This window comes from Micromonospora sp. NPDC049275 (assembly GCF_043197115.1).
Taxonomy (GTDB): Bacteria; Actinomycetota; Actinomycetes; order Mycobacteriales; family Micromonosporaceae; genus Micromonospora.
The window spans coordinates 478902-503916 of the sequence record NZ_JBICSN010000004.1; the positions used below are offsets into that span (position 1 = coordinate 478902).

Here is a 25015-nt window from a genome sequence, read left to right on the forward strand (position 1 = left end):
GTGGCGGTTGCCTTTCTGTGGTGCGGGTGGTCAGTCCTTGACGGCGCCGGCGGTCACGCCCATCGAGACGTACCGCTGAGCCAGGACCAGCAGCACGGCGGCCGGGATGGAGGCGACGACAGCGGTGGCCATGATGGCGTTCCACTGCTGGTTGTTGTTGCCGATGTAGTGGTAGATGCCGAGGGTGATCGGCTGGTGGTCGCCACCGCCGGCGAGGGTCGAGGCGAAGATGAAGTCCGACCAGGACCACAGGAACGCGAACAGCGACACCGTCACGATCGAGTTGCGGCTGACCGGCAGCACGACCGACCAGAAGGTGCGCAGCCGTCCCGCGCCGTCGACCACGGCGGCCTGTAGCAGTTCGTCGGGGATGCCGGACATGAAGGCCGTGAAGATCAGTACGGCGAACGGCACCGCGAGTGTCGTGTCGGCCAGGATCAGGCCCGGCAGCGTGTTGAGCACGCCGAGGGTGAGATAGATGGCGTAGAAGCCCATCGCCATGATGATTCCCGGGATCATCTGGGCGATCAGCAGCAGGAAGCTCAGCGCCGGGCCGCCTGGTGGCCGTAGCTTCGCCAACGCGTATCCGGCGGGGGCGGCGAGCGCCAGGGTCAGCGCGACGGTGCCGAGCCCGACGACGAAGCTGGTGCCGAGGTACGGCAGTTGCTGGTCGAGGACGGCCCGGTAGCCGTCCAGCGTGCCGTTGGTCGGGAACAGGTGCGGCGGACTGGCCCGCATGTCCTGGTCCCGGGTGAACGAAACATTGATCATCCAGTAGACGGGGAAGAGCATCAGCCCGGTCAGCACCAGACCGATTCCGGTCTTCCACCAGACGCGACGCGGTGACGTTGTCATCGTTGGTACTGCCTCCGCTGGGACCGGATGTAGACGAGCCCGGCGATCAGGGCCATCACGATGAGCAGGTTGCCGACGGCCGCGCCCGGCCCGAACTCCGGCAGCATGTTGCCGAAGCCGAGGCGGTACGACCAGGTGGCGAGCGTTGCGGACGAACCGGTCGGGCCGCCCCGGGTCATGATCCAGATGATGTCGAAGACCTTCAGCGTGTAGATCAGCCCCAGCAGCAGCGTGATCGCGGAGACCGGGCGCAACAGCGGGAAGGTGATCGACCAGAACCGTTGCCAGCCGCTCGCGCCGTCGAGCGCGGACGCCTCGTACACCTCGACCGGGATGGCCTGGAGGCCGCTGTAGAGCACCACCAGGTTGAACGGGATGCCGATCCAGACGTTCGCGATGATCACCGAGGTGAGCGACCAGGTCGGCGAGGTGAGCCAGTTGACCGGGTCGATCCCGACGACGCCCAGCGCGGCGTTGACCAACCCCGAGTCGCTGTTGAGCAGCCACGACCAGGTCGAGGCCGAGACGATCAGAGGCAGCAGCCAGGGTACGAGGATCAGCGCCCGCAGGGTGCCCGACAGCGGGAAGTTCTGACGGAAGAAGAGAGCCAGGGCCATGCCGATGGTGAACTGGAAGACGAGTGACGCGCCGGTGAAGACCAGTGTGTGCGTCAACGTCGGCCAGAACGCCGGGTCGGTCAGGACGGTGCGGTAGTTGTCCAGGCCGGCGAAGGGTGCGCCGCCCTGCACGAACGAGCGGACCGTGTACTCGCGCAGGCTCAGCTCGATGTTGCGGTAGAGCGGGTAGGCGTAGAAGGCCAGCAGGTAGACGACAGTCGGCGCCAGGAAGCCCCATGCCAGCCATCGTCCGGGCCGGCGGGTTCGAGGCGCGGGGGGCCCGGGCGGGGCGGCCTTCGCCGCCCCGCCGTGGCCTCGCGTCGTGGTGGTGGTCCGTGTCGTGGGGGTCATCGTGTCGGTTCGGCCCGCTTACTTGCTCGTGGCCGAGGCCTGCGCGCCGGTCAACGCCTCCTGCGGCGACTTCCCGCCGCTCAGGGCCGCCTGCACGGCGGTCCACAGGGGTTCGGAGATCTTCGGGTACTTCGTGCCGAGGTTGTCACCGGTGCGGCCCTTCGCCGCGCGGACGGCCTCCACCCAGACCTTGAGCTTGGGGTTCTCGGTCGCCTGCCGGTCCTGTACGGCGGTGACCGGCGCGACGTAGGAGAGCGTCGTGTCGGTGGTGAGGAGATTGTCGGCGTTGGTCAGGCAGGTGACGAGCTTCTGCGACGTCGCGTACCGACCGGTCTTCTTCTGCACCGGGATCGAGACGAACTCGCCACCGGTCGGCGCCGGGGCCGGCCCACCGGCGCTGGCCGGGATCGCGATGGTGCCGTACGAGAAGCCGAGCTTCTCCGCGTTGGCCAGCTGCCAGGTGCCGTTCTCGGCGAACGCGAAGTTGCCGGTGGCGAACTCCTGCCAGCTCGTGGTCTGGGTGTTGTTGATGACCGAGTTCGGGGCCAGGCCCTGCTTGAGCCAGTCCTTCCAGAGGGTCAGCGCGGACACCGCCTGCGGCGAGTCCAGGCTGGTCAGCTGGGCGCCCGATCCCCAGAACCAGGGCAGGAACTGGAAGCTGCCCTCCTCGGTCCCGATCGCGGAGAAGGTGATGCCCTTCTTGCCCTTCGCCTTGACCTTCGTCAGTGCCGTGGTCAGGGACGCCCAGTCGGTGACCGAGGCCGGGTCGACGCCGGCGGTGGTCAACAGGTCCTTGTTGTAGTAGAGCGCGAGGGTGTTCGCCCCGATCGGCACCCCGTACGTCTTGCCACCGCTCTGGCCGGCGCCGAGCAGGTTCGGCGCCATGCTCGACACGTCCAGCTTGTTCTCTTCGGTGGTGGTGAGCGCCCCGGCCTCGGCCAGTGTCGAGATGACCGGGTTGTCGACGATCAGCACGTCCGGCGAGTTGCCCTGCTGGGCGGCGAGCAGCGCCTTGTTGGTGAGGTCGGTGGTGTCGTAACCGGTCCGCTCGACAGTCACGCCCGCCGAGGTGCCGCACTTCTTGAGCAGGGCGACCCAGTCGGAGTCGTCGGCGAACTGCGGATACGGGTCCCAGACGAGGTAGGCCCCGCCGCCGGTGTCGGAGTCGCCGGACGACGACGAGCAGGCGCCGGCGGTCACCGCGGCGAGCGCCAGCACGGCAACGGCGGCCAGGCGCCGCCGTCGGTTGAGTCCTGTCATGTGCTGCCTCACTTAAAGTCGATCGTCAGGTGGAGTGTCGTGGGTTGACCGTCGCGGGCCGGACCACGTCCGACCATGAGGCGAACCGATTCGACGAAACGGTTCGCACGAAGATAGGACCGCCCCTGCTCGCTGGTCAAGGGTTGGGTGAGCTGGCCGGTTGGTGCTGCTGGGAAACACCGCCTTCACCCGATCGTCACTTCATTGACACGAGTGAGTCCCCGACCTACGATCCGTGCGAATCGATTCGCAAGCGCAGCCCTCCGGAGAGCGTCCCCCGCGCCCCACCAAGGAGCCGCCCGTGAAAACCCCGTCCCGCAGCAGGTCGGGGCGAGCCCACGCGCTCGTCGCCCGACTCGTCGTCGGCCTGCTCGCCGCAACCACCGCCGTCACCGTCGCCGCGTCCCCGGCCCAGGCCGCGGACGAGTCGATAAGCGTCAACTTCTCCACGACCACCGGCACGCCCACCTACCGCGCGGCCGGCTGGATCTACGGCATGACCGAGAACGCCAGTGGCCCGCCCGACCACTTCTACCGCGACGTGAACTTCCGCTACATGCGCGCCGGCGGCGCGCAACTGCCCGGCAGTGGCTGGGTCGGCGGAAACTACGATCGTCGCTGGAACGCCACACTCGCCCAGGCGCGTCGGACCGCCGCCCTCGGCGGCCAGTTCATCCTGCTGCCGCACGACCTGTGGGGCGCCGACGGTGCCGGCATCTCCCGCTTCCCCGGCGACAACGGCAACTGGACCGACTACGACAACTTCCTGAGCCGGGTCATCAACGACGTCCGGGCGTCCGGCCTGTCGGTGCAGTGGGACATCTGGAACGAACCCAACATCACCATCTTCTGGAACCGGCCGATCTCCCAGTACCTGGAGCTCTGGCGGCGCACCTACCAGCGCCTCCGGACGGAGTTCCCCAACCAGCTCATCGTCGGGCCGAGCTGCGCCTGCGTGCCGTCGACAAACCACGCGTTCTGGAACCAGTACCTGGACTTCGTGCGCTCGACGAACACGGTGCCGGACATCATCAGCTGGCACTCGCTGCCCGGTGACCCGGTCGCCAACGTCGCCGCCGCCAACGCCACCCTCGACCCGCGCGGCATCCCGCATCCCCGCCCGTACCAGATCAACGAGTACGGGGCGTCCAACGAGCAGAACCCGGCCGACGGCGCCTGGTACATCGCGCGTCTGGAGCGGGCCGGCGCGGACGGTCTGCGAGCCAACTGGGCAAGCGCCGGCAACCTGCACAACGACCTCGGCAACCTGTTGACCCGCAACTCGGCCGGAGAGCACCAGCCCAAGGGCGAGTGGTGGGCCTACCGCTACTACGCCTCGCAGACCGGCCAGAACGTCGCGGTGACCGGCAGCCAGTCGTACGACGCGTACGCCACGAAGGCGACCGGTGTGGCGAAGGTCCTGGTCGGTGGTGGCCGCACCACCGGAAACCTGAGCGTCAACCTGCAACGCCTCGACACGACGAGTGGTGTCGTACAGAACAACCAGGTGCGGGTGCTCACGCAGCGCATCCCGTACAACAACGGCGGTGCGGTGCAGGGCCCGATCACGGTCTCCAACAGCGTCGTCACCCTGTCCAACAACAACGCCACGGTGAACCTGGGGTACGGCAACCAGAACGACACGTACACGGTGACCCTGCTGCGGCCCTCCGAAGGAGGCTTCCAGTCGGTGGCGGTGGCCCAGCACTCCCAGCAGTGCCTGGACAACACCGGCCTGAGCACCGCCGACGGCAACGTCCAGCAGCAGTTCTACTGCGAGGGCGGCGCCCAGCAGCTCTGGAACTTCCAGCCGGTCGCCGGCGTGGCGAACACGTACACGGTGGTGAACCAGCAGAGCGGCAAGTGCCTCGACGTCAGCGGCGGCTCCACCGCCAACAGCGCCGCCGTGGACCAGCGGACCTGCCAGAACGTGCCCTACCAGCAGTTCACCCTCCGAAAGGTGACCTACTCCGGTAACGACTCGCACGACTACCAGCTCGTCGCCCGGCACAGCGGCAAGTGCGTCGACGTCAACGGGGTCTCCACGGCGGCCCGCGCGACGGTCCTCCAGTGGCCCTGCAACGCGGTCACTCAGGGCAGCCCGCTGAACCAAACCTGGCGGATCTGGGGGCGGTAGGCGGCGCGGAAGAGGTCAGGCGGTGGCCGCCGGCACGGGCGGCCACCGCCGGACTTCGCCGACCGGGCTTTCATTGACACTCATCGAAAAATGATCCTACGATTGCCGCGACTCGCTTCGGCCGCCCCCGCCACCACCACTCGCGGCGTCGGCACATCCACGCGCTGCCACGACTCCGAGGAGCACCCCGTGCGAACCCCGTCCCCCACCGGGCCCGGCCCGGCCCGCGATCCCATCCCGAGGCATCGCTTCCCACGCCTGGCGGTCCTGGCCAGTGCCCTGGCCGGCGTCCTCGTCCTCGTCACCGTCGGTGCGGCGGCCGGCGCCGGATCGTCCGCCGCCGAGGCCGCCGCCGCGCCGATGGCGGCCGCCGCCATCGCGCCGGGGCAGAGCACCACAATCGTCGGCGCCCCGTCCGGTCGATGTGTCGAGGTCCCCAACTCCAGCACCACCAACGGCACCCAGACCCAACTGTGGGACTGCAACGGCGCGGCCGGCCAGACCTGGACCTGGACGTCGAGCAAGCAGCTCACGGTGTACGGCAACAAGTGCCTGGACGCCTCCGGCCGAGGCACCACCAACGGCACGGCGGCGATCATCTGGGACTGCAACGGCCAGAACAACCAGCAGTGGAACGTCAACAGCAACGGCACCATCACCGGCGTCCAGTCCGGGCTGTGCCTCGACGCCAACGGCGCCGCCACCGCCAACGGCACCAAGCTGATCCTCTGGGCCTGTAACGGCGGCGCCAACCAGCAGTGGGCCTCTCCGACGACCCCGCCGACCACGACCCCGCCGACGACCACTCCGCCGACCACCCCGCCGCCGAGCGGCGCGCGCCCGTGCGACATCTACGCCTCGGGCGGCACCCCGTGCGTCGCGGCGCACAGCACGACGCGAGCCCTCTACGCGACGTACGCCGGCAACCTCTACCAGGTTCGGCGCTCGTCGGACAACACGACCCGCAACATCGGGCTGAACGGCACGGGCGGCACCGCCAACGCGGCGACGCAGGACTCGTTCTGCTCCGGCACGACCTGCGTGATCACCGTCGTCTTCGACCAGTCCGGTCGCGGGAACGACCTCTGGTACCAGGGGTCCAGCGTGGTTCCGGGCTCGCCGCAGAGCAGGCCGGCGACCGCTACCACGGAGTCCCTGACGGTGGGCGGCGCCAAGGCGTACTCGCTCTACATCAACCCCGGCAACAGCTACTGGCGCGACGGGCACCTGACCGGCGTGCCGACCGGCGCGGCGCCCGAGGGCATGTACATGGTGACCAGCGGTACCCACGTCAACAGCGGCTGCTGCTTCGACTACGGCAACAGTGAGACGACGCGCAAGGCCGACGCGGCCGGCGCGATGGACGCCATCAACTTCGGCAAGCAGTGCTGGTTCGGCGGCTGCTCGGGCAGCGGTCCCTGGGTGCAGGCCGACCTGGAGTGGGGTCTGTTCCCCGGTGGCAGCAGCTCGTGGAACCCGAACCAGCGGGCGTTCACCAGCAAGTTCGTCACCGCGACGCTCAAGAACAACGGCACGTCGCGCTTCGCCATGAAGGGCAGCGACGCCCAGTCCGGCGGCCTCTACACGCTGTGGGACGGCTCCCTCCCGCCGGGATACAACCCGATGAAGAAGCAGGGCGCGATCATCCTGGGCAGTGGCGGTGACTGCTGCAAGCCCGACGGCGGCGCGAACCTGAGCGCCGGCACGTTCTACGAGGGGGCCATGGTCGCCGGCTACCCGTCCGACGCGACCGAGAACGCGGTGCAGGCCAGCGTGGTGAGCGCCGGCTACCGCTGATCCTGTCGACGGCGGGCCTCGTCCGCCGGCCACCATCGCCCAGCGCGGTGGTGGCCGGCGCGACGGGGCCCGCCGTCGTCGCGCCGCGTCGTCTGCCCGTCGGCGGTCAGGCCGTCGGGTCGCCCGCCGCGGCGCCGGCCGACGGGGGAGCGACCTCGGCGAGCGCGGTTCGCACGATCTCCAGCAGGTCCTGGCCCGGGTGGTCGATCCAGTGCTGGATGGCGACGCGCAGGGCGGCGAGGAAGGTCGCGGTCAGCAGGCGGGAGCGCAGCGCCACCGCCGTCCCGGTGAGCCGATGGGCGAGCTCGGCGGCCAGCTCCCGCTCGATCGCGGTGTACGCCGCCACCTGGTGCGCGGCCAGTCCGGGGTGCCCGCGCAGCTGCCGGCGTCGGGTCAGCCAGCTGTGGTCGCGATCATCTGATGATTCCCTGGTGAACTGTTCGGCCGCCCGGCTCAGCGCGGTCCACGGCGGCTCGCCGTCCGGCCGCTCGTGAACCAACTGCAACAGCCGACGCAGGCGCACGGTGTCGCCGTGGAAGAGCGCCTCCTCCTTGCTGGAGAAGTAGTTCGAGAACGTCCGCCGGGAGACGTTGGCGGCGTCGGCGATCGCCTCGACTGTCACGCCGTCGGGGCCCTGCTCGGCAGCGAGGCGCAGGGCTGACTCGTGCAGGGCGAGGCGGGTGGCGGCCTTCTTGCGCTCCCGCAGGCCGGTGATCTCGTCCATCGCGCTCAGCGTACGTCGAGTGATCGCCTTCTCAATGGGCAAACTTGCCGATTGGGCAAGATCGGTAGATGCTTGTGTGAGGCAACCAAGTCAGGTGCGCGAATGCGCCCGTGCGTAAACCCCGCGTAGCCCTGACGGCGTCGCCCTCGAAAACCACGACAAGCTGGAGGCCGCGCGATGAGCGCACCCACCACCACTGCCGGCACCGAGCCGATGACCCATCGGCAGACGCTCGAGGCACTCAGCGGTCTGCTGCTGGTGCTCTTCGTCGCGATGTTGAGCAGCACGGTCGTCTCGACCGCGCTGCCAAAGATCATCGGGTCGTTGAACGGTTCCCAGAACCAGTACACCTGGGTCGTCACCGCGACCCTGCTCACCGCGACGGCCACCACCCCGATCTGGGGCAAGCTGGCCGACCTGTTCAACAAGAAGCTCCTCATCCAGGTCGCCATCGTGGTCTTCCTGCTGGGCTCGGTCATCGCCGGCTTCTCGCAGAGCGCGGGGCAGCTCATCGCGGCCCGGGCGTTCCAGGGCATCGGGGTCGGCGGCCTGCAGGCCCTCGTCCAGGTGGCGATCGCGGCCATGATCCCGCCGCGTGAGCGGGGGCGCTACAACGGCTACCTCGGCGGAGTCATGGCGGTCGCGACCGTCGGCGGCCCGCTGCTCGGCGGTCTCATCGTCGACACGTCCTGGCTGGGCTGGCGCTGGTGCTTCTTCGTGGGCGTGCCGGTCGCCGTCATCGCGCTGATCCTGCTCCAGGCGACCCTGCACCTGCCGACGCTGCGGCGGGAGAACGTCAAGATCGACTACCTGGGTGCGAGCCTGATCGCCGCCGGCGTCAGCGTGCTACTGATCTGGATCTCCTTCGTCGACGGCTCGTTCGCCTGGCTCTCCTGGCAGACCGTGGCCATGGTGGGCGGCGCGTTGCTCCTGCTCGCACTCGCGGTCTGGGTGGAGTCGCGGGCGGCCGAGCCGGTCGTCCCGCTCGGCATCGTGCGCCAGCACACCACCGCGTTGGCCATCCTCGGCAGCCTCGCGGTCGGCATGGCCATGTTCGGCGGCGCGGTCTTCCTCGGCCAGTACTTCCAGATCGGCCGCGGCTACAGCCCGACGGAGGCTGGTCTGCTCACCATCCCGATGATGGCCGGAGTCCTCGGCTCCTCGATCGTCGCCGGCCGGCTGATCACCCGGACCGGGCGGATCAAGCCGTACATCGTCGCCGGTTCGATCATCCTGGTCGCCGGGTTCGCGCTGCTCGGCACCATCGACCACGAGACGTCGCTCGTCCTGGTCGGTGTCGCCATGTTCATCGTCGGCACCGGCGTCGGCATGACCATGCAGAACCTCGTCCTCGCCGTCCAGAACACGGTGGCCCTCAAGGACATCGGCGCGGCCAGCTCCAGCGTCGCGTTCTTCCGGTCGCTCGGCGGCACCATCGGTGTCTCGGTGCTCGGCGCGGTCCTCGCCCACCGGGTCACCGACCAGATCACGCGCGACCTGACCGCCGCCGGGATCCCCGCCTCCGGCGCCGGTGGCGACAGCAACCTCAACATCACGGCGCTGCCCGAGGGGATCCAGCACATTGTGCGGGCCGCGTACGGTGACGCCACCGGACACATTTTCCTCATCTCCGCCGCCATCGGGGTGGTCGGCGTCATCGCCGCGCTCCTGCTCAGGCCGGTCACCCTGCGGACCAGCCTCGACCTGCCGGACGCCGCCACGTCGACGGCTGTCGGCGCCGACGCGGTCGACGGGGCGCCCGCGTTCGACCAGGTCTCCGTCGACCCCGCCCCGAAGGGGGCACCCGACCGGCGCTAACGTCCGACCACAGCGGGCCGCCACCGTCTCCCGACGGTGGCGGTCCGATCCACCCGGGGACGTGACTGAATCGAGGCGCCTATGGAGATCGCCGAGCTGGCGGTGCCGCGGCCGTTGGCACCCGGCCGACGGGCCACTCCGCTGCGCCGCGCGGCGCGCGAACTGCTGCTCGTCGCCACGCTGTTCCTCCTCTACAAGATGGCGCGCATGGCGGTGGCCGGCCGGGTGTCGACCGCACTGGCCAACGGCGAGTCGATCTGGCACCTGGAACGGCTGATGCGCCTGCCCGACGAGTCCGCCGTCCAACATCCGCTGCTCGCGTACGACCTGGTGGCGCACCTGGCGAACAGCTACTACGCGTACGTGCACTTCCCCGCCACGGTGCTCACCCTGGTCTGGCTGTACCTGCGACACCCGGCGCACTACCTGTGGACGCGTCGCGTGCTCGCCTGTCTCACCGCGGGGGCTCTGGCGCTGCACCTCCTGGTCCCGTTGGCGCCGCCCCGGCTCACCGCGCTGACGGGCCTGGTGGACACCGGCCGCCTGTTCGGGCCCACCGTCTACGGCCCACCCGACACCGACACCCTCAGCAACCAGTACGCCGCCATGCCGTCCCTGCACGTCGGGTGGGCGCTGGCCGTGGCCGTCGCGCTCGTCGCGGTGACCCGCGGGCGTCTCCGGTGGCTGTGGGTGGCCCACCCGCTCGTCACCCTGCTGGTCGTCGTGGCCACCGGCAACCACTACTGGCTCGACGGTGTGGTGGCGGCGCTGATGCTCGGGGTCGTCCACCTGGTCCTGCCCACGCCCGCCGAGCGACACATCCGCGACGGCGAACGGGATCTCAGCCCACCGGTAAGCCGTACTCGCGCTCGGTGAACAGGTCGACGTCTCGCGGGCCCAGGTTCGCGACCCGGCGGGCATGCAGGGCGAGCTGCCGGCGCGCCTCGCCGAGGCGGCGGCCGGCGATCGTCATCTCGTCGGACGCCTCGAACGGCTCGGTCCCGCTGGTCCGCAGCGCGGCGGCCAGTACCGCGTTGAACGCGGTCATGAGTCCGTTTGTCAGCGCGATGCCGTCCTGATCCGCGCGGGTCCAGATCTCCGACCAGGCGGCCTCCACGGTGACCATGTCCCGGGCCAGCCAGTCGTGCAGAACCATCGGCCCCAGCGGCCGCTGCCCTCCGAGCAGGTCGTTGCCCGCGTCCGGCAGGCCCGATCGCCAGTACCTGGTCTGTCGCAACGCCTCGGCCTTGTGGGCGAGGCGGAGCGCGCCGGACAGCACCAGGACGTACGCCCGCTGCAGCTCGGTCCGCTCCCGCTGGCGCCGCTTGATCCGACTGTGCACCCACACCACGAACAGCGATGCGAAGGCGGTGATCGCGGAGCCGAGCAGGGCGGCCAGGGTTGAGTTCACGCCGACATGATGCCTGCCGTCGGTCGGTGTCGCGGCGGGGGCTCACCCGCTCCGATCGCCGCCGGGGATGCGCCGCGTCGACAGGTCCTCGGGCTCGACATGTTACCGATAACAACGCGCATGCCGGCCGCGCCTCCCGCTGCGATCGACGGTCCCTACGGCGACTTGCCAGACGTCATTCGTTACGACTTGACGAACGGCATGTTATCGCTCACAGTCGATGCGAGGCGAACAGCGTCCACGGCCCACCGGGCGGGCCAGCTGATTCGACCCTCACGATCACGACGTCCCGCAGGGCAGGCGGCCGTCGCATCAGGACTTGTCAGCAGCCGCCGGTGACGTGCGGTGGACGTCGCGCGCCCGCGTGGGAGTCGTCGCGCGGATGACCGTGCGACACCCCCGCCCCACGGCCAACCGACCCGCTGGAAAGAGGGAGTGGTCAAATGTTCAGACATCGGTTCAGCTCCGGACCCATCGCGCTCGCGGCGCTGCTCGTCGTGGCGGCGGGCGCGACCGCGCTCAGCGGTGGGCTCGGCGCCACCACGCCGGTCGCGGACGTGGGCACCGCCGCGGCGACCGCCGGCTGCGGCAAGGCCCCGACGCTGCGCAGCGGTACGCAGACGATCCAGAGCAACGGCAAGAGCCGCAGCTACATCCTGCGGATCCCCAGCAACTACAACAACACCAACCCGTACCGGCTGATCTTCGCGTTCCACTGGCGGGGCGGCACCGCGACCGAGGTCGACTCCGGAGGCACCAGCGGACGACCCTGGTCCTACTACGGCCAACTCGAGCAGTCGAACGACACCGCCATCCTGGTCGCGCCCCAGGGCTTCGGCAACGGGTGGGGCAACTCCGGCGGCGAGGACGTCACCTTCGTCGACGACATGATCCGTCGTATCGAAGGCGACCTCTGCGTCGACACCACCCAACGCTTCGCCCTCGGCTTCAGCTGGGGTGGCGGCATGAGCTACGCCCTCGCCTGCGCCCGCGCCACCACCTTCCGCGCCGTTGCCGTCTTCAGCGGCGCGCAGATCAGCGGCTGTAGCGGCGGCACCCAACCCATCGCCTACTTCGGCCTGCACGGCATCACCGACAACGTCCTCAACATCTCGCAGGGCCGCGCGCTGCGCGACACCTTCGTCCGCAACAACGGGTGTACGGCGCAGAGCCCGCGCGAGCCGGCCGCGGGGAGCCGCAGCCACATCACCACCACCTACTCCGGCTGCCGCGCCGGATACCCCGTCCAGTGGGCGGCCTTCGACAACGGCCACATGCCCGGCCCGGTCGACGGCACGTACGCCGAGAGTGGCATCACCACCTGGACCAAGGGCGAGGTCTGGAAGTTCTTCGCCCAGTTCCAGGGCACGACGCCGCCGACCACGCCGCCGCCCACCACCGCCCCGCCGACCACCCCTCCGCCCACCACGCCGCCGCCGACGACCCCTCCGCCCGTTCCCGGCGGGTGTGCGGCGTCGGTGTCGTTGAACGCGTGGAACGGCGGGTTCGTGGCCACGGTGAAGGTGACCGCCGGCTCCGCCGGCACGAACGGGTGGGCGGTCGGCATGACGCTTCCGAGCGGCGCGAGCGTCACCAACACCTGGTCCGCCACGGCGAGTGGCAGCACCGGGGCCGTGCGTTTCTCGAATGTGGACTACAACGGGCGGCTCGCCGCCGGCCAGGTCGCCGAGTTCGGTTTCCAGGGCACCGGAAGCGGCGCCGGCCTGACCCCCACCTGCACCGCCAACTGACACACCTGGCGGGCGCCTGACGCACCCGTCGCGGGGGGGGGGGGGGGGGGGGGCGGGGCCGCGGCGGCCCGCCGCCCCCCCCCCCCCCCCCCCCCCCCCCCCCACCCCCCCCCCGGGGGGCGCCCCCCCCCCCCCGGGGGGGGGGGGGCCCCCCCCCCCCCCCCCCCCCCCCCCCGAGGCCACCGGATCCCGCAACCGGGACGGCGGCGGCGGTGTGACCAGGGGCCGCCGTACCCCACACCTGTTCCAAGGAGACCTCACATGCCAGGAATCACACGTCTGATTCGCCGTTCGTCAACCTTCGCGCTCCTGGTCGCCGGCAGCGTGCTGGCCGCCAGCGGCGTGGTGGGCGGGCTCACGACACCCGCGCAGGCCGCCACCTCCATCACGATCAACGGAGCGTCGGGTGGCCGTACGTTCGACGGGGTCGGCGCGGTCAGCGGCGGCGGCGGCAACAGCCGCCTGCTGATGGACTACCCCGAACCCCAACGCGGCCAGATCCTCGACTACCTGTTCAAGCCCGGCTACGGCGCAGCCCTGCAGATCCTCAAGGTGGAGATCGGCGGCGACACCAACTCCACGAGCGGGTCCGAGCCGAGCCACTCTCACTTCCGCGGCGATCTGAACTGCAACCGCGGTTACGAGTGGTGGATCATGGAGCAGGCCAAGGCCCGCAACCCGAACATCAAACTCGTCGGGCTGGCCTGGGGTGCGCCGGGTTGGATCGGCAACGGCAACTTCATGTCCCAGGACTCGATCGACTACCACCTGTCCTGGCTGGGCTGCGCCCGGCAGCACAACCTGACCATCGACTACCTCACCGCCGCCCAGAACGAGCGCAGGTACGACGCGAACTGGACCATCAGCCTGCGTAGCGCGCTCAACAACAACGGCTACGGCAACGTCAAGCTCATCTTCGGCGACGACTACCCGGGCAGTTGGAACCCGGCAAACGTGGCCGTGAACAACGCGGCGCTGCGCAACGCGATCGACGTCATCGGTGGTCACTACCCGTGCGGCTACCTGGCCGCGCAGACGACCTGCACGGTGTCGGCCAACGCGACAGCCACCGGCGAGACGCTCTGGAACAGCGAGGGCGGTTCACAGGACTACAACGACGGCGCCAAGCCGTTGGCGCGGGGCATCAACCGGGGCTACCTCGACGGGAAGATGACCGCGTACATCAACTGGAACCTGATCGCCGCGACAACCCCGAACATCCCCTGGGCCACGGTCGGGCTGATGCTCGCCAACCAGCCCTGGTCGGGCTGGTACGCCGTCGGCAAGAACACCTGGACCGTCGCGCACACCACTCAGTTCACCGCGCCCGGCTGGAAGTACCTCGACTCGTCCAGCGGCTATCTCGGCGGCGTCCGCAACAACGGCAGTTACGTGTCGCTGAAGTCGACGAACAACTCCGACTACACCACTGTCATCGAGACCATGGACGCGACCGCCGCGCAGACGCTGAACCTCAACGTCACCGGCGGCCTGTCCACGTCGGCGGTGCACGTGTGGTCGACCAACCTGAACTCCTCCAACACCTCCGAGCACTTCGTGCGCGGCGCCGACATCACGCCGTCCGGCGGCGCGTACTCGCTGACCGTGCAGCCCGGTCGCATCTACACCATCACCACCACGACCGGCGCCGGCAAGGGCACCGCGACCAGCCCGGCGCAGGGCCAGCTCGGTCTGCCCTACAGCGACACCTTCGAGAGCTACCCGGCCGGCAAGCTGGCGAAGTACCTGCAGGACAACCAGGGCGCGTTCGAGACCGCGACGTGCGGCGGCGGCCGGACGGGCATGTGCTTGCGCCAGGCGTCCCCGATGGCGCCGATCACCTGGAAGACCCTGGCCGACCCCAGCACGTACGGCGGCAACCTGAACTGGAACAACTACACGGTCTCGGCCGACGTCATGCTGGAGAAGTCCGGCTACGTCCAGCTGGAGGGGCGGGTCGGCAACCAGACCCTGGACCCGGTCAGCGCCCAGAACGCCTACTTCCTGCGCGTCACCGACGGCGGGGCCTGGTCGATCCTGCGCAACAGCACCAGCAACCAGCTCACCACCCTGCGCAGTGGCAGCGTCGCCGCCCTCGGCACCAACCGGTGGCACACCCTCGCTCTCGGCTTCTCCGGCAGCACCATCACCGCCACCGTCGACGGTGCGACGGTCGGCACGGCCACCGACTCCGCGTACTCCGCGGGTCTGGTCGGTTTCGGGACCAGCCAGGGCCAGACCGCGCAGTTCGACAACCTGAACGTCGTCGCCGGTGCGGGCGGCGGCACGACGGCGGCGCTGCGCAACACAGGCGCCGGTAGGTGCCTGGACGTCCCGTCGCAGTCGCAGACGAACGGCACCCAGGTGGCGTTGTGGGACTGCAACGCCGGCGCCAACCAGCAGTGGTCGTCGACCGCCGGCAAACAACTCCAGGTGTACGGCTCGAAGTGCCTGGACGCCGAGAGCGCCGGGACGACCTCGGGCACCCGGGTGATCATCTGGGACTGCAACGGCGGTGCCAACCAGCAGTGGAACGTCAACACCGACGGAACGATCACCGGGGTGCAGTCCGGCCTCTGCCTCGCACCGAACGCGGCCGGTACGGCCAACGGCACCCAGGTGGTCCTCGCCACCTGCAACGGCAGCAACAGCCAGAAGTGGACGCGAAGCTGAGGGCGTACCCCATCTCGTCGATGGTGGCGGGTGGGGCGCGCTCGCGGCGCACGGCCTGAACGCACCAGTGGCCCGGCTCGGGATCGTTCCCGAGCCGGGCCACGCGGCGTAGCGGACCTGGTCGCGGCCCCCGCCGCCCGGCGGGTGGCCGCGGAGCCTCAGCGGTAGCCGGCGGCGACGATGTTCGCCTGCACCGCGTTCTCGGTCGCGTCGGACGGGTAGCCCGCCACCATCGCGCCCTCGTAGAAGGTGCCGACACTCTGGTTGGAGTTGTCGATGCAGCAGTCACCACCGCTGCCCAGGATGATCGCACCCTGCTTCCTCATCGGGTTGTATCCCGACGGCAGCGAGCCGTCCCACAGCGTGTAGAGGTTGCCGGACTGGGCGTTGCTGCCCTTGATGGCGAAGCGCGTCGTGCCGTTGTTCTTGAGCGTGGCGGTGACGAACTTGCTGGTGAACGCCCGCTGGTTCGGGTTCCACGAACTGCTGCCACCGGGGAACAGACCCCACTCCAGGTCGGCCTGCACCCAGGGACCGCTGCCGGAGCAGCCGCCGAACCAGCAGCTCGTGCCGAAGTAGATGGCGTCCATGGTGCCCCGGCCGTCGGCCCGACGGGTGGTCTCGCTGTTGCCGTAGTCGAAGCAGCAGCCGCTGTTGACGTGGGTGCCGCTGGTCACCATGTACATGCCCTCCGGCGCGGCCCCGGTCGGGACGCCGGTCAGGTGCCCGTCGCGCCAGTAGCTGCTGTTGCCGTTGATGTAGAGCGAGTAGACCCTGTTGCCGCCGACAGTCAACGACTCCCGCGTCGCGACCGCGGGCTGTACGGCGCCCCCGATGCCGCCCGCGCCCTGGTAACCGAGGTTGTTGCCCCGCCCGGACTGGTCGTAGATCATCGTGATCACGCACGTGGTGTTCGCGCAGAAGCTGTCCTGGGTGGCGGAGTTGGCCCGTCCTCCGGTGCCGATCACCCCGATGGTGCGGGTGCTGTTGTCCGAGGATCGACGTACCTGGTAGAGCGAGCCGTTGTAGGAGGCGTACAGGGCGCGGGTGGTGCTGTGCGCCGCGACGCAGGGCGTGCCACCGGCCGTGTAGATGTCACAGGGCAGGGTCGTGCTCGGCGGCGGTGTGGTGGGCGGCGGTGTGCTGGGCGGCGGCGTCGTGGGTGGCGGTGTGGTGGGCGGCGGCGTGGTGGGTGGCGGTGTCGTTGGGCCCATGTCTCCCGTACAGGTGACGCCGTTCAGGGCGAAGGAGGTCGGCACGGGGTTGCTGCCGGTCCAACTGCCGTTGAAGCCGAAGCTCGTGCTGCCGTTCGTGGGTATGCCGGCGTTGTAGGGGGCATTGGTGACGGCGACGTCGCCGCCCGCCTGGGTGAAGCTGCCGTTCCACAGTTGCGTGACGGTCTGGCCGGCGGCGAAGTTCCAGGTGAGTCGCCATCCGTTGACGGCGTCACCCAGGTTGGTGACTGTGACGTTCGCGCCGAAGCCACCCTGCCACTGGGAGCTGACCGAGTAGGTGATCTGGCATCCGGCGGCGGCGGCCGAAGCGCCGGTCTGGGTGAGGGCCGCGCCGACGAGCACGAGTGTGGCGGCGCCGACGACGAGCGCCGACCGCCGGTGCCGGGGGTGTCTGATTCGCACGTGCTCTCCTCATCGGTGAGGTTGACGATGTGGCGTGGCCAGTCCCGTTCCCCCTGCTCGGGCCCGGACTCTGAGCAGGGGGAACGGCGGGACGTGGCCCGGTCTGCGGCCGCGTACGGCGACGCCGAGGCCGTCCGGCGCCGGGGTGCGCCGTCGGTGACGGCGTGGTGGCGGGCCAGACGGTTCTGCACGCGGCGTTACGGTTGCCGGTCACCGCCCACGGTCCTGCCCGGGGACGCGGAGGTGATCGATGAAGATGGCCTGGAATCGTCCGGCCCTCGGCGCGAGTCGCCCGGTGGTGATCTCGGGCCGTCCCGTGCCGGCCGCAATCCACCCGCCCCACGCCGCGAACGATGTCGACCGCACAGCCGGGACCAGCGGTTACAGGCCCTTCGTGACGGTCAGATTACGCTCCGATATCGACGGTCGTCGGCAACGTTAGCGTTAACAGGATGGCATGTCTATAGATGTCCATCGGTATATTGCCCGCTCTGCTTCCTGGTCGGCGGCGCTCGGCGCTCCGCGCCTGCGGCGGGCCGTCGGCCCACCTCCCGGCAGTGCCTCGCACCGACGCGGGCGCCCTCGGCGCGGCCGGGCCGGTCAGCTCTGCTCACGGTGCAGGTCAGAGTGGCCAGTGCTGGGCGACGATGTCGATGGCGCCCCGGATCACGTCGGCAAGCGTTCCGCCCACCGTGGCCAGGGCCGCCAGGATCTCCAACGAGGTCAGCACCGGCGTGCGGTCCGGCTGCCGCTGCTCACGGGCCGCCTCGATGGCCGCCACCTCGCGGCTGGCGCGATCCGGGTCCTCGAAGTCGGCGACGCGCTCCTTCAGGGTGCGCAGCAGCGCGTCGAACCGCTCGGCGAGGTCCTTCGTCCCGTTGTACTGCACGAAGACGGCATTGTCGCTCGCCATCGCCTGCTGACCACCAAGGATCGTGTTGTGGAACACGACCGACCGGGGTGGCTGATCCGGGTCCGCCATCCTGGGCCTCCTAATTGTGCTGCTCGAACGTGACGTGGGAGCTGCCCATCGCCTGCTGACCGCCGAAGATGGTGTTGACGTTGCCGAAGATGTTCTGCACCTGGGACGCGCGCTGCACCAGATCGCCGGTGTCCAGGCCACGTTCGGTCAGGAACGAGGCGACCGCCTCCAACACGGCCCGCTCCAGGAGCTTTGTGTACTTCCACTCGTCGAGCAGTTGCAGGTGCTTGACCGCGGCCGGCTCGGCGACGAGCTGGCGCACACTGACCCGGGCGCCGTAGTCGTGCGTCCGGAACTGCTCGCTCGCGGCGAGAGCGTCGTCCATCCGGGTCTTCATGCCCCGCTCGTGCCGCAGTCGCTTGACCAGGTTCCAGCCGCTGAGCACCGAGTCGGTCACCATGTTCGCCAGCACGTCACGCGCGATCCGGACCGTCGACTGCTCGGGGCGTAGCCGGTCGACGAGCGCGTACCGGGCCTTGATGGGATACATCACTGTGGTGACGAACTCGACATAGAGCAGCCCGCCCTCGACGGCGGCGTGCACGAACGCGGAGATGTCGATGCCGAGGTCCTGCTCGGGCAGTACGAGCCGCCCGTCGGCGGTGTGCAGCGGCTTCCCGGCGCCGCTGACGACGATCCGGTCGTAGTAGCGCAGCCCGCCCTGCGGATGCCGGACGATCACGTCGATCACCTCTTCCGAGGCGCGGCTGCGCGGCATCCCGGTCGCCGGGTCGAGCAGCGGGTCACCCTGCCGGCGTACGCCGTCCGCGACGATGTGCGGCACCAGGGAGAGCCCCGGCACCCGGACGGGGCGGGGCAGCGGTTCCTCCCGCATCCGCCGGATCGCCGCCCGGACGTGCGCGGTGAGCGCCGGTCCCAGCTCCGCCTGGTCGATCGGCGGGGCATCCGCGCCGGCGGCCCGGCCGAGGGCGGGACGCACCGGAATGGCGTACGACCAGCCGTGCTCCGCCGCGCCGCAGCCCAGGAAGGGGTCCCCCTCCTGGACTGTGATGTTGCCGTACTGGGCACGGGCCACCAGGTCGAGTCGGCGGGCAACCCGTTCGTCGGGCAGAGTCGGCAGGACCGGTGGGATGCCGGGGCGCAGCTCGTCGGTCAGGATCTGGTGGGTGGCACGTTCGAACCGGACGAGGACGGCGAGCGTGGCCGCGCCGAGCAGGAGTGGCATCCAGGCCAGGAAGCCGAAGAGGCCGGCCGTCATCCTGGACCGCAACGCCTCGACCAGTGCGTCGACACTGAGATCGGGGCCGGAGCCCAGCAGGGGGCCGGCGAAGAACGCGAGGCCGTCGGACAGACTGAACAGGGGCAGCACGAGCGCCAGGCCGCCACTGCACACCACGATGGTGATCAGCGTTCCGAACAACAGGAAGCGGACGGGCAGGGACAGCGTGCGCGCCTCCCGAGTGCGCGCCAGCAGCACGGTGAATCCGAGCACCAGCCAACCTACAGTGGCGCTGAGCGAGGTCACCACACCGATGACGAGCAGGGCGAACAGCATGGCATCGCGGGTCAGGTAGCGGTGCCGTGCCCGGAAGCAGTGCCGGACGACCGCGTTGAGGTCGAAGCCGAACGAGAGCGCGACGGCACGCCGCTCGTCCTCGATCACCTCTCTGATCACCGTGTCGGCGTACGACTGGTCGAGGTAGGCCGCACCGCACAGGCGCCGTGTGGTGTCGGACAGCAGCGGGGGCACCTGGTACGACGGGAAGTCGAAGTGGTCGGTCTGCGGCGCCTCGGTCACCGTCACGTCGTCATCTCCCAGCTCCCTAGATTTCCTTGCTGGTACGCGTGGGCAACCCGCACGAGAGGGCGATCGGGTTCCACAGGCGCAGAAATTCGTTCTTGGCCTTCTGGGACTGCTCGGAGAGCTGATTTCCCCGCCGCCAGTTGGCGTCGAGCGAGCAGCCGGAGCTGATGGAGCGTCGCGTCCAGGCGGCGAACGCCGCGTCGGCGTCCCCGGCGTACGTGAAGGCGGAGACCAGGTGGGACCGCATCGCCGGGCCGTCGCCCAGCGCGTCGACGGTAAGAGCTCCGGCCTGGTCACGTTGGGCGCGGCGTTCCCGCGTGACGCCGTCCAGCAGAGCGAGCGACCGGTTCAGGTCGCGGCACTCTCCCACGGCCGCGATGGCGGTGGCCAGGTCGCCGCGGGAGGCGATCGACTCCGACAGCAGGGCGTCCACCACCTCGGCCTGCGCACGTCGCCGCGCGTCCGGATCGTCGCTCGCCGTCGGTGTCGGCGTCTCCACGCCGGAAGCCGTCGTCGGGACCGGGTCGGGCGTCGGCGGCGTCTCGGTGGACGTCCCCTCGTCGGCGGTCGGGGTCGCCGAGGTGGACGTCGCCTCGGAGACGGCCGCGGACAGCGGCACGGTCATGCCCGCGACGAGCGCCACCGCGACGGTCACCACCACCGTGGGCACCAGGAGTTGGAGCCCTCGTCGCAGGTCACCGTCACGGCCGTCGCCACTGGAGGCGCGCGCCCACAGATAGCCGGGTGACTCGGGTACACCCCGGACGGCCGTCAGCAGGTAGATGGCGACAGCGAGCGCGGCGAGCACGTAGTGCCACGAAGCCAGCCGACCCGGCACCTCGGACGGCTCCTCGGCGCCCCGGGCGAGCGCGACCAGCAGCAGCACCAGCACCCAGCCGGCGAACAGCAGCGCGCACACCAGCAGGTCCCACAGCGGGGGTGGCACGCCCGGCCGCGACGACGCGCCCGGTGCCTCGCCGACGACGGGCGACGCTCCCGGGAGTTCCGTCGTGAGAGGCGGCGTGACCGTCGGCTCGGTCGCGAGGGGCGCCGCGTCGGGTGGTTCGGTCGCGACGGGGACCGCGCGGGGCGGAGACTGCTCCTGCGGCACGGTGGCCGCGCCGGGCAGGGCCGAACCGCATCGTTGGCAGGTGGGGAGGGCCGCATCGGTGTCGGCTCCACAGGCGACGCAACGCATCGATCACCGCCTTCCCCGGCAGGCGCTTGTCACGATGGACATTAGCGACGAGATCGATGTCCGACATCCTCCACCCGGGCCGGCCACGCCGATCGCGGATATCCGACAGTCCCCAATGGATAGACCGGCCCGGGTCGGCGAGGATTGCCGAACGGATCCGGCGCGGAGTGGCCTGGCCGGCGTCGGCCTGCGGTCAGTGGGCCTCGGGTACGGCCATCTCGCCGAGCAGCGACCAGTCCTGCTGGCCCACCGTGGCGTTCACGATGCGCGGCGTCTCGGCCAGGTGCGGCGGAAGCGTCTCCTGCGCCGCGTGGAAGTGGTCCGACTGGACGTGCGCCGCGCCTGCCTCGTCGTCGCGGAACGCCTCGACCAGGACGTACTCCGTCGGGTCGTCCAGGCTGCGGGACCAGTCGAACCACAGGCAGCCGGGCTCGGCGCGGGTCGCCTCGGTGAACGCGGCGGCGATCTGCGGCCACTGGTCGGCATGCTCGGGCAGTACCCGGAACTTCGCGGTAATGAAGATCATGGCCTCAGGCTACCCAGCGTCGCCGACCGAGCGCTCAGGATGCCTCGCGGAGGCGTAGGTCGGCCAGCCACACGTCGGCCAGGTCGCTGAGCGCGACACCGAGGACCTCGCTGAGGCAGACCACGGTGCCGAACGCGGGTGCCGGAAGCCGGCCCACCTCGATCTTGCGCAGCGTCTCCGGTGACATGCCGGCCGCCAGTGCCACCTCGACGAGACTGCGACCGCCCCGCGCGACCCGAAGCGCCGCCCCGAGGCGTTGCCCCGCGGCGATCTGTGCCGGTGTGAGGGGTGGGCGAACCATGTGAGCAGGATAGATGCGCCCGCGCGGACCGGCAATGGCGACCCGCCGGCCCCTCCGACCTGCGTGGTATAAATATACCGCACCGAGAGGGAAGGGTTGATCGTGATCGAGCTGAAGACCGCCGCGGAAGTCGATCGAATGGCCGTGACCGGCCAGTTCGTCGGCGAGCTGCTGGCCGAGCTGCGTGCGGCGGCGGCCGTCGGGGTCAACCTGCTGGACCTGGAGCGCCACGCCCGCAGCCGGATCAGGGAGCGGGGCGCCGATTCCTGCTACTGGGACTACACGCCGTCGTTCGGTCGTGGCCCGTTCCGCAACGTCCTGTGCCTCTCGGTCAACGACGCCGTGCTGCACGGCCTGCCGCACGACTACGTCCTGCGCGACGGTGACCTGCTGAGCATCGACATGGCGGTCGCGATCGACGGCTGGGCGGCCGACTCCGCGCTGTCCGTCATCGTCGGCACCCCCACTCCGGCCGACCTGAAGCTGATCGAGGCCACCGAGGTCGCGCTGGCGGCCGGCGTCGACGCCGCGCGGCCGGGCAACCAGCTCGGCGACATCTCCGCCGCCATCGGCGAGGTCGCCCGCCGGTACGGCTACCAGGTCAACGACGAGTTCGGCGGGCACGGCATCGGCCGGACCATGCACGAGGCCCCGCACGTGCCCAACGACGGCCGACCCGGGCGGGGCATGAAACTCAAGCCCGGTCTGACGCTCGCGATCGAGCCGTGGTTCTGCCGCAGCACCGGAAAGATCAAATTCGATCAGGACGGGTGGACGATCCGGTCCGCGGACGGCTCGCGCTCGGCCCACTCCGAACACACGGTCGCGGTCACCGAGGCCGGCCCGCGGGTGCTGACCAACCGCCCCGACCAGGGCGTACGACCGGACAGCCGCAGCGGGCAGTCGGCCGCGACGTCCTGACGAGCCCCGCCGCGCCCGTCGGCCGGTGGTGATCGCGGTCGCCGGTGTCGTGCGGCCGCGGGTCACCCTGGTTCGATCGGGATCGTGACGGTGGCCCGGGTCGGGCCGCCGACCGGGCTGTCGACAGTCAGGCGGGCGTCGATGGCGTCGAGTCGGCCGATGATGCCGCGCAGGCCCGTGCCGCGGCTCGGGTCGGCGCCACCGCAGCCGTCGTCGTCCACGTGGATCCGCAGCAGGTCGCCGACCTCGTCGTCGAAGGTCACCTTCGCCGCGGTGGCGCCGCTGTGCTTCGCGACGTTGGCCAGGGCCTCGGCCACCGCGAAGTACGCCGCCGTCTGCACCGCCGGCGGGAGCTGCGCGGGCGGGTCGCCGACGACGGTGACGGGCACGGCGAGGTCGAGCGCCAGGGCGCGGACGGCGTCACCGAGGCCGCGGTCGGCGAGGACCGCCGGGTGGATGCTCTGGGTGACGGTGCGCAGGTCGTCGAGGGCGGCGGTCGCCGTCGCACGGGCCTCCGCCAGCAGCTGCGCGGCACCGTCGACGTCGCGGCGCAGCAGCTCCCCGGCCAGGCCGAGGGTCAGCGCCAGGGACACCAGGCGGGCCTGGGCCCCGTCGTGCAGATCCCGCTCGATCCGTTTCAGCTCGGCCGCCTGCTGGTCCACGGCACTGCGGCGGGAACGGGTAAGCGTGGCGACCCGCTCGGTGAGCTCCCGCTCCCGGGCGCCGGGAGGGCGGCTGACCACCCAGGCGTGCAGCCCGACGATCGTCGCCATCCCGAGCAGCGTCCAGAACGGCCAGAAGTAGCCGCCGCCGGTGAGCACCCAGACGCTGAGGTCGGCGCACCAGATCAGGGTGCAGACGGCGGCGTCGAGGGCGAGCCAGAGACGCCGGCCCGGTGGCACCCGCAGTGCCCGCCGCAGCAGGAGCCGGCCGAGCAGGACAAAACCGACGGCGAAGTACACCCACCGGGGCCAGAACACGCCCCGGCCGGTGGCCAGCCACGCGACCGTGGCCGCGACGCAGAGCGCCCCGGCCACGGTCCTACGGGTGATGGCGGTCATCGGCGGGTGGCGCGGTAGGTGATGCGGCGCAGCAGCGTCTCCGCCGGCCCCCGGTGACCGCTGACGCTCAGGGCCCAGGCGGCGACCAGCGAGACCAGCCAGGTGACGACCGCCGCGCCGGCGGCGGCGTACGTGCCGCCCAGGTGCAGCGCGAACGGCGCGAACAGCACGAGCCACACCGCGGACTGCAACAGGTATCCGCTCAGCGACCGTTGCCCGAGCGCGATCACCGGGGCGAGCACGGCACGGCCGCGGCGGGCGCGATCGAGGCGCAGCGCCAGCAGGCCGAACAGCGCCACGTAGCCCGGCCCTCCGTACTCGCCGCTCACGGCGTGGACGAGTGCCATGGCCTCGACCGTATCGGCGTCGACGTGCACGGCGCCAGCGGCGATGAGCGTGTAGGGGAGCGCACCGACGACGGAGATGCCGAGGCAGCCGACGGCGACGCGGCGCAGCAGCGTGCGGTGTGCGGCGGGGTTCTCCAGGATGCGGCGCCGGGCCGCCCAGATGCCCAACCACACGATGACGATGAACGGGAGCACCGTGACCGTGTGGACCGGCCACTCGGCGAGACGGTCGAGGATCGACTGGCCGTACGACGAGGCGGCGAGCGACGGGTTCGGCGTGTTCGTGAGGACGGCTTCGCCGCCGCGCACGCCGACGAGCGCGGTCACCGCCAGGACCCCGGCGTACGCGGTCTGGATTCCCCACAGCCACAGCACGACACGGTGGAAGCGGTCGCCGCGGCGCAGCAACAGCAGGGTGGCGGCGATACCGACGATGCCGTACGCGCCGAGGAAGTCCCCGAAGTACAGCAGCGCAGCGTGGCACAGGCCGAAGACGATGAGGGCGGCGTTGCGTCGCACCAGGATCCGCCGCGCGCCGTCCCCCTGTCGCCTGGCGATCTGCACGAGGCCGTACCCGAACATGACGGCGAAGACCGGGTAGGCGCGGCTGTCGACGAACATCGCCAGGACGGCGTTGACGACGCGCTGCGCGCCGTGCGGCGTGCCGTCCAGGCCGGGCTGGCCGGCGAACGCGGCGTTCGCGGCGTTCGCGAGCGCGATGAACAGCAGCATGGCGCCGCGGGCGAGGTCGGGGGCGAGGGCGCGGTCGGCCCGGGGAACGGGGCCCGCGTGGAGGGCCCTGGTGCTTGTGGTTGCGGTCATGTCCTCAGGCTCGTCGCTGACGAGACCCGTTTCGAGGAGCCTGGAACCCCTCCCGGGGTGG

20 protein-coding genes are annotated in these 25015 nt (G+C 70.5%); 7 read left to right on the forward strand and 13 right to left on the reverse strand.

Annotation, left to right across the window (positions count from 1 at the left end; translation table 11 throughout):
• Positions 1-30 precede the first annotated feature (30 nt).
• Genes ACGFIE_RS17000 through ACGFIE_RS17010 form a run of 3 tightly spaced genes read right to left on the reverse strand, consistent with a single transcriptional unit; the run spans position 31 to position 3083 of the window.
• On the reverse strand, positions 31-855 hold the full coding sequence (locus ACGFIE_RS17000; RefSeq protein ID WP_363682798.1) for a carbohydrate ABC transporter permease: 825 nt from the start codon (positions 853-855) through the stop codon (positions 31-33).
• Positions 852-1823: a carbohydrate ABC transporter permease gene (locus ACGFIE_RS17005; protein ID WP_393295499.1), complete on the reverse strand. Its 972-nt coding sequence runs from the start codon at positions 1821-1823 to the stop codon at positions 852-854. Before ACGFIE_RS17005 ends, ACGFIE_RS17000 begins: the two co-directional genes overlap by 4 nt.
• Before the next feature lie 18 nt (positions 1824-1841).
• A complete protein-coding gene (locus ACGFIE_RS17010; protein WP_393295502.1) occupies positions 1842-3083 on the reverse strand; it encodes an extracellular solute-binding protein in 1242 nt (413 codons plus the stop codon).
• A 301-nt stretch (positions 3084-3384) separates the two neighbouring features.
• On the opposite strand from ACGFIE_RS17010, the gene ACGFIE_RS17015 reads away from it, so the two are divergent.
• Both ACGFIE_RS17015 and ACGFIE_RS17020 read left to right on the forward strand, forming a co-directional pair.
• Positions 3385-5220 carry an RICIN domain-containing protein gene (locus ACGFIE_RS17015; protein WP_393295505.1) on the forward strand — a complete coding sequence of 612 codons (1836 nt, stop codon included), beginning with the start codon at positions 3385-3387 and terminating at the stop codon, positions 5218-5220.
• A gap of 189 nt (positions 5221-5409) precedes the next feature.
• Entirely contained in the window at positions 5410-7017 is a 1608-nt protein-coding gene (locus ACGFIE_RS17020; protein WP_393295508.1) for an arabinofuranosidase catalytic domain-containing protein, read from the forward strand.
• 106 nt (positions 7018-7123) lie between these two features.
• On the opposite strand, the gene ACGFIE_RS17025 is transcribed toward ACGFIE_RS17020, so the two are convergent.
• Complete coding sequence (locus ACGFIE_RS17025; RefSeq protein WP_363682807.1) at positions 7124-7741, reverse strand: TetR family transcriptional regulator; 618 nt, start codon at positions 7739-7741, stop codon at positions 7124-7126.
• A gap of 177 nt (positions 7742-7918) precedes the next feature.
• Between ACGFIE_RS17025 and ACGFIE_RS17030 the strand changes: the two genes are divergently transcribed.
• Together ACGFIE_RS17030 and ACGFIE_RS17035 are read left to right on the forward strand one after the other, a co-directional pair.
• Positions 7919-9559, forward strand: coding sequence for an MDR family MFS transporter (locus tag ACGFIE_RS17030; protein ID WP_393295511.1), 1641 nt, complete (start codon positions 7919-7921; stop codon positions 9557-9559).
• A gap of 81 nt (positions 9560-9640) precedes the next feature.
• Positions 9641-10435 (forward strand): phosphatase PAP2 family protein, encoded by a 795-nt coding sequence (locus ACGFIE_RS17035; protein WP_393295514.1) that lies wholly within the window; start codon positions 9641-9643, stop codon positions 10433-10435.
• Here ACGFIE_RS17035 and ACGFIE_RS17040 read toward each other — a convergent pair.
• Complete coding sequence (locus ACGFIE_RS17040) at positions 10401-10970, reverse strand: hypothetical protein (RefSeq protein ID WP_393295517.1); 570 nt, start codon at positions 10968-10970, stop codon at positions 10401-10403. The two genes, ACGFIE_RS17035 and ACGFIE_RS17040, sit on opposite strands and share 35 nt — an antisense overlap.
• A 443-nt stretch (positions 10971-11413) precedes the next feature.
• Here ACGFIE_RS17040 and ACGFIE_RS17045 point away from each other — a divergent pair, with 443 nt between their 5' ends.
• A complete protein-coding gene (locus ACGFIE_RS17045) occupies positions 11414-12721 on the forward strand; it encodes a cellulose binding domain-containing protein (protein WP_393295520.1) in 1308 nt (435 codons plus the stop codon).
• Between the two features lie 261 nt (positions 12722-12982).
• A complete protein-coding gene (locus tag ACGFIE_RS17050) occupies positions 12983-15394 on the forward strand; it encodes a ricin-type beta-trefoil lectin domain protein (protein WP_393295524.1) in 2412 nt (803 codons plus the stop codon).
• Positions 15395-15552: 158 nt separating this feature from the next.
• On the opposite strand, the gene ACGFIE_RS17055 is transcribed toward ACGFIE_RS17050, so the two are convergent.
• From ACGFIE_RS17055 to ACGFIE_RS17080, 6 genes are all read right to left on the reverse strand, one after another.
• Positions 15553-17031, reverse strand: coding sequence for an arabinofuranosidase catalytic domain-containing protein (locus ACGFIE_RS17055; RefSeq protein WP_393295527.1), 1479 nt, complete (start codon positions 17029-17031; stop codon positions 15553-15555).
• Positions 17032-17653: 622 nt separating this feature from the next.
• Complete coding sequence (locus ACGFIE_RS17060; RefSeq protein WP_393295530.1) at positions 17654-18013, reverse strand: hypothetical protein; 360 nt, start codon at positions 18011-18013, stop codon at positions 17654-17656.
• Between the two features lie 10 nt (positions 18014-18023).
• Positions 18024-19778, reverse strand: a complete 1755-nt coding sequence (locus ACGFIE_RS17065) for a hypothetical protein (protein ID WP_393295533.1) — start codon at positions 19776-19778, stop codon at positions 18024-18026.
• Positions 19779-19797: 19 nt separating this feature from the next.
• Complete coding sequence (locus tag ACGFIE_RS17070) at positions 19798-20724, reverse strand: hypothetical protein (RefSeq protein WP_393295536.1); 927 nt, start codon at positions 20722-20724, stop codon at positions 19798-19800.
• Positions 20725-21169: 445 nt separating this feature from the next.
• Positions 21170-21502: a putative quinol monooxygenase gene (locus ACGFIE_RS17075; RefSeq protein WP_393295539.1), complete on the reverse strand. Its 333-nt coding sequence runs from the start codon at positions 21500-21502 to the stop codon at positions 21170-21172.
• A 34-nt stretch (positions 21503-21536) separates the two neighbouring features.
• Positions 21537-21803, reverse strand: a complete 267-nt coding sequence (locus tag ACGFIE_RS17080; protein ID WP_393295542.1) for a helix-turn-helix domain-containing protein — start codon at positions 21801-21803, stop codon at positions 21537-21539.
• A gap of 102 nt (positions 21804-21905) precedes the next feature.
• On the opposite strand from ACGFIE_RS17080, the gene map reads away from it, so the two are divergent.
• A complete protein-coding gene (gene map / locus ACGFIE_RS17085; RefSeq protein WP_393295545.1) occupies positions 21906-22724 on the forward strand; it encodes a type I methionyl aminopeptidase in 819 nt (272 codons plus the stop codon).
• Between the two features lie 62 nt (positions 22725-22786).
• On the opposite strand, the gene ACGFIE_RS17090 is transcribed toward map, so the two are convergent.
• Together ACGFIE_RS17090 and ACGFIE_RS17095 are read right to left on the reverse strand one after the other, a co-directional pair.
• Positions 22787-23785 carry a sensor histidine kinase gene (locus tag ACGFIE_RS17090; protein WP_393295548.1) on the reverse strand — a complete coding sequence of 333 codons (999 nt, stop codon included), beginning with the start codon at positions 23783-23785 and terminating at the stop codon, positions 22787-22789.
• On the reverse strand, positions 23782-24954 hold the full coding sequence (locus tag ACGFIE_RS17095) for a DUF418 domain-containing protein (RefSeq protein WP_393295551.1): 1173 nt from the start codon (positions 24952-24954) through the stop codon (positions 23782-23784). Before ACGFIE_RS17095 ends, ACGFIE_RS17090 begins: the two co-directional genes overlap by 4 nt.
• Positions 24955-25015: the final 61 nt, after the last annotated feature.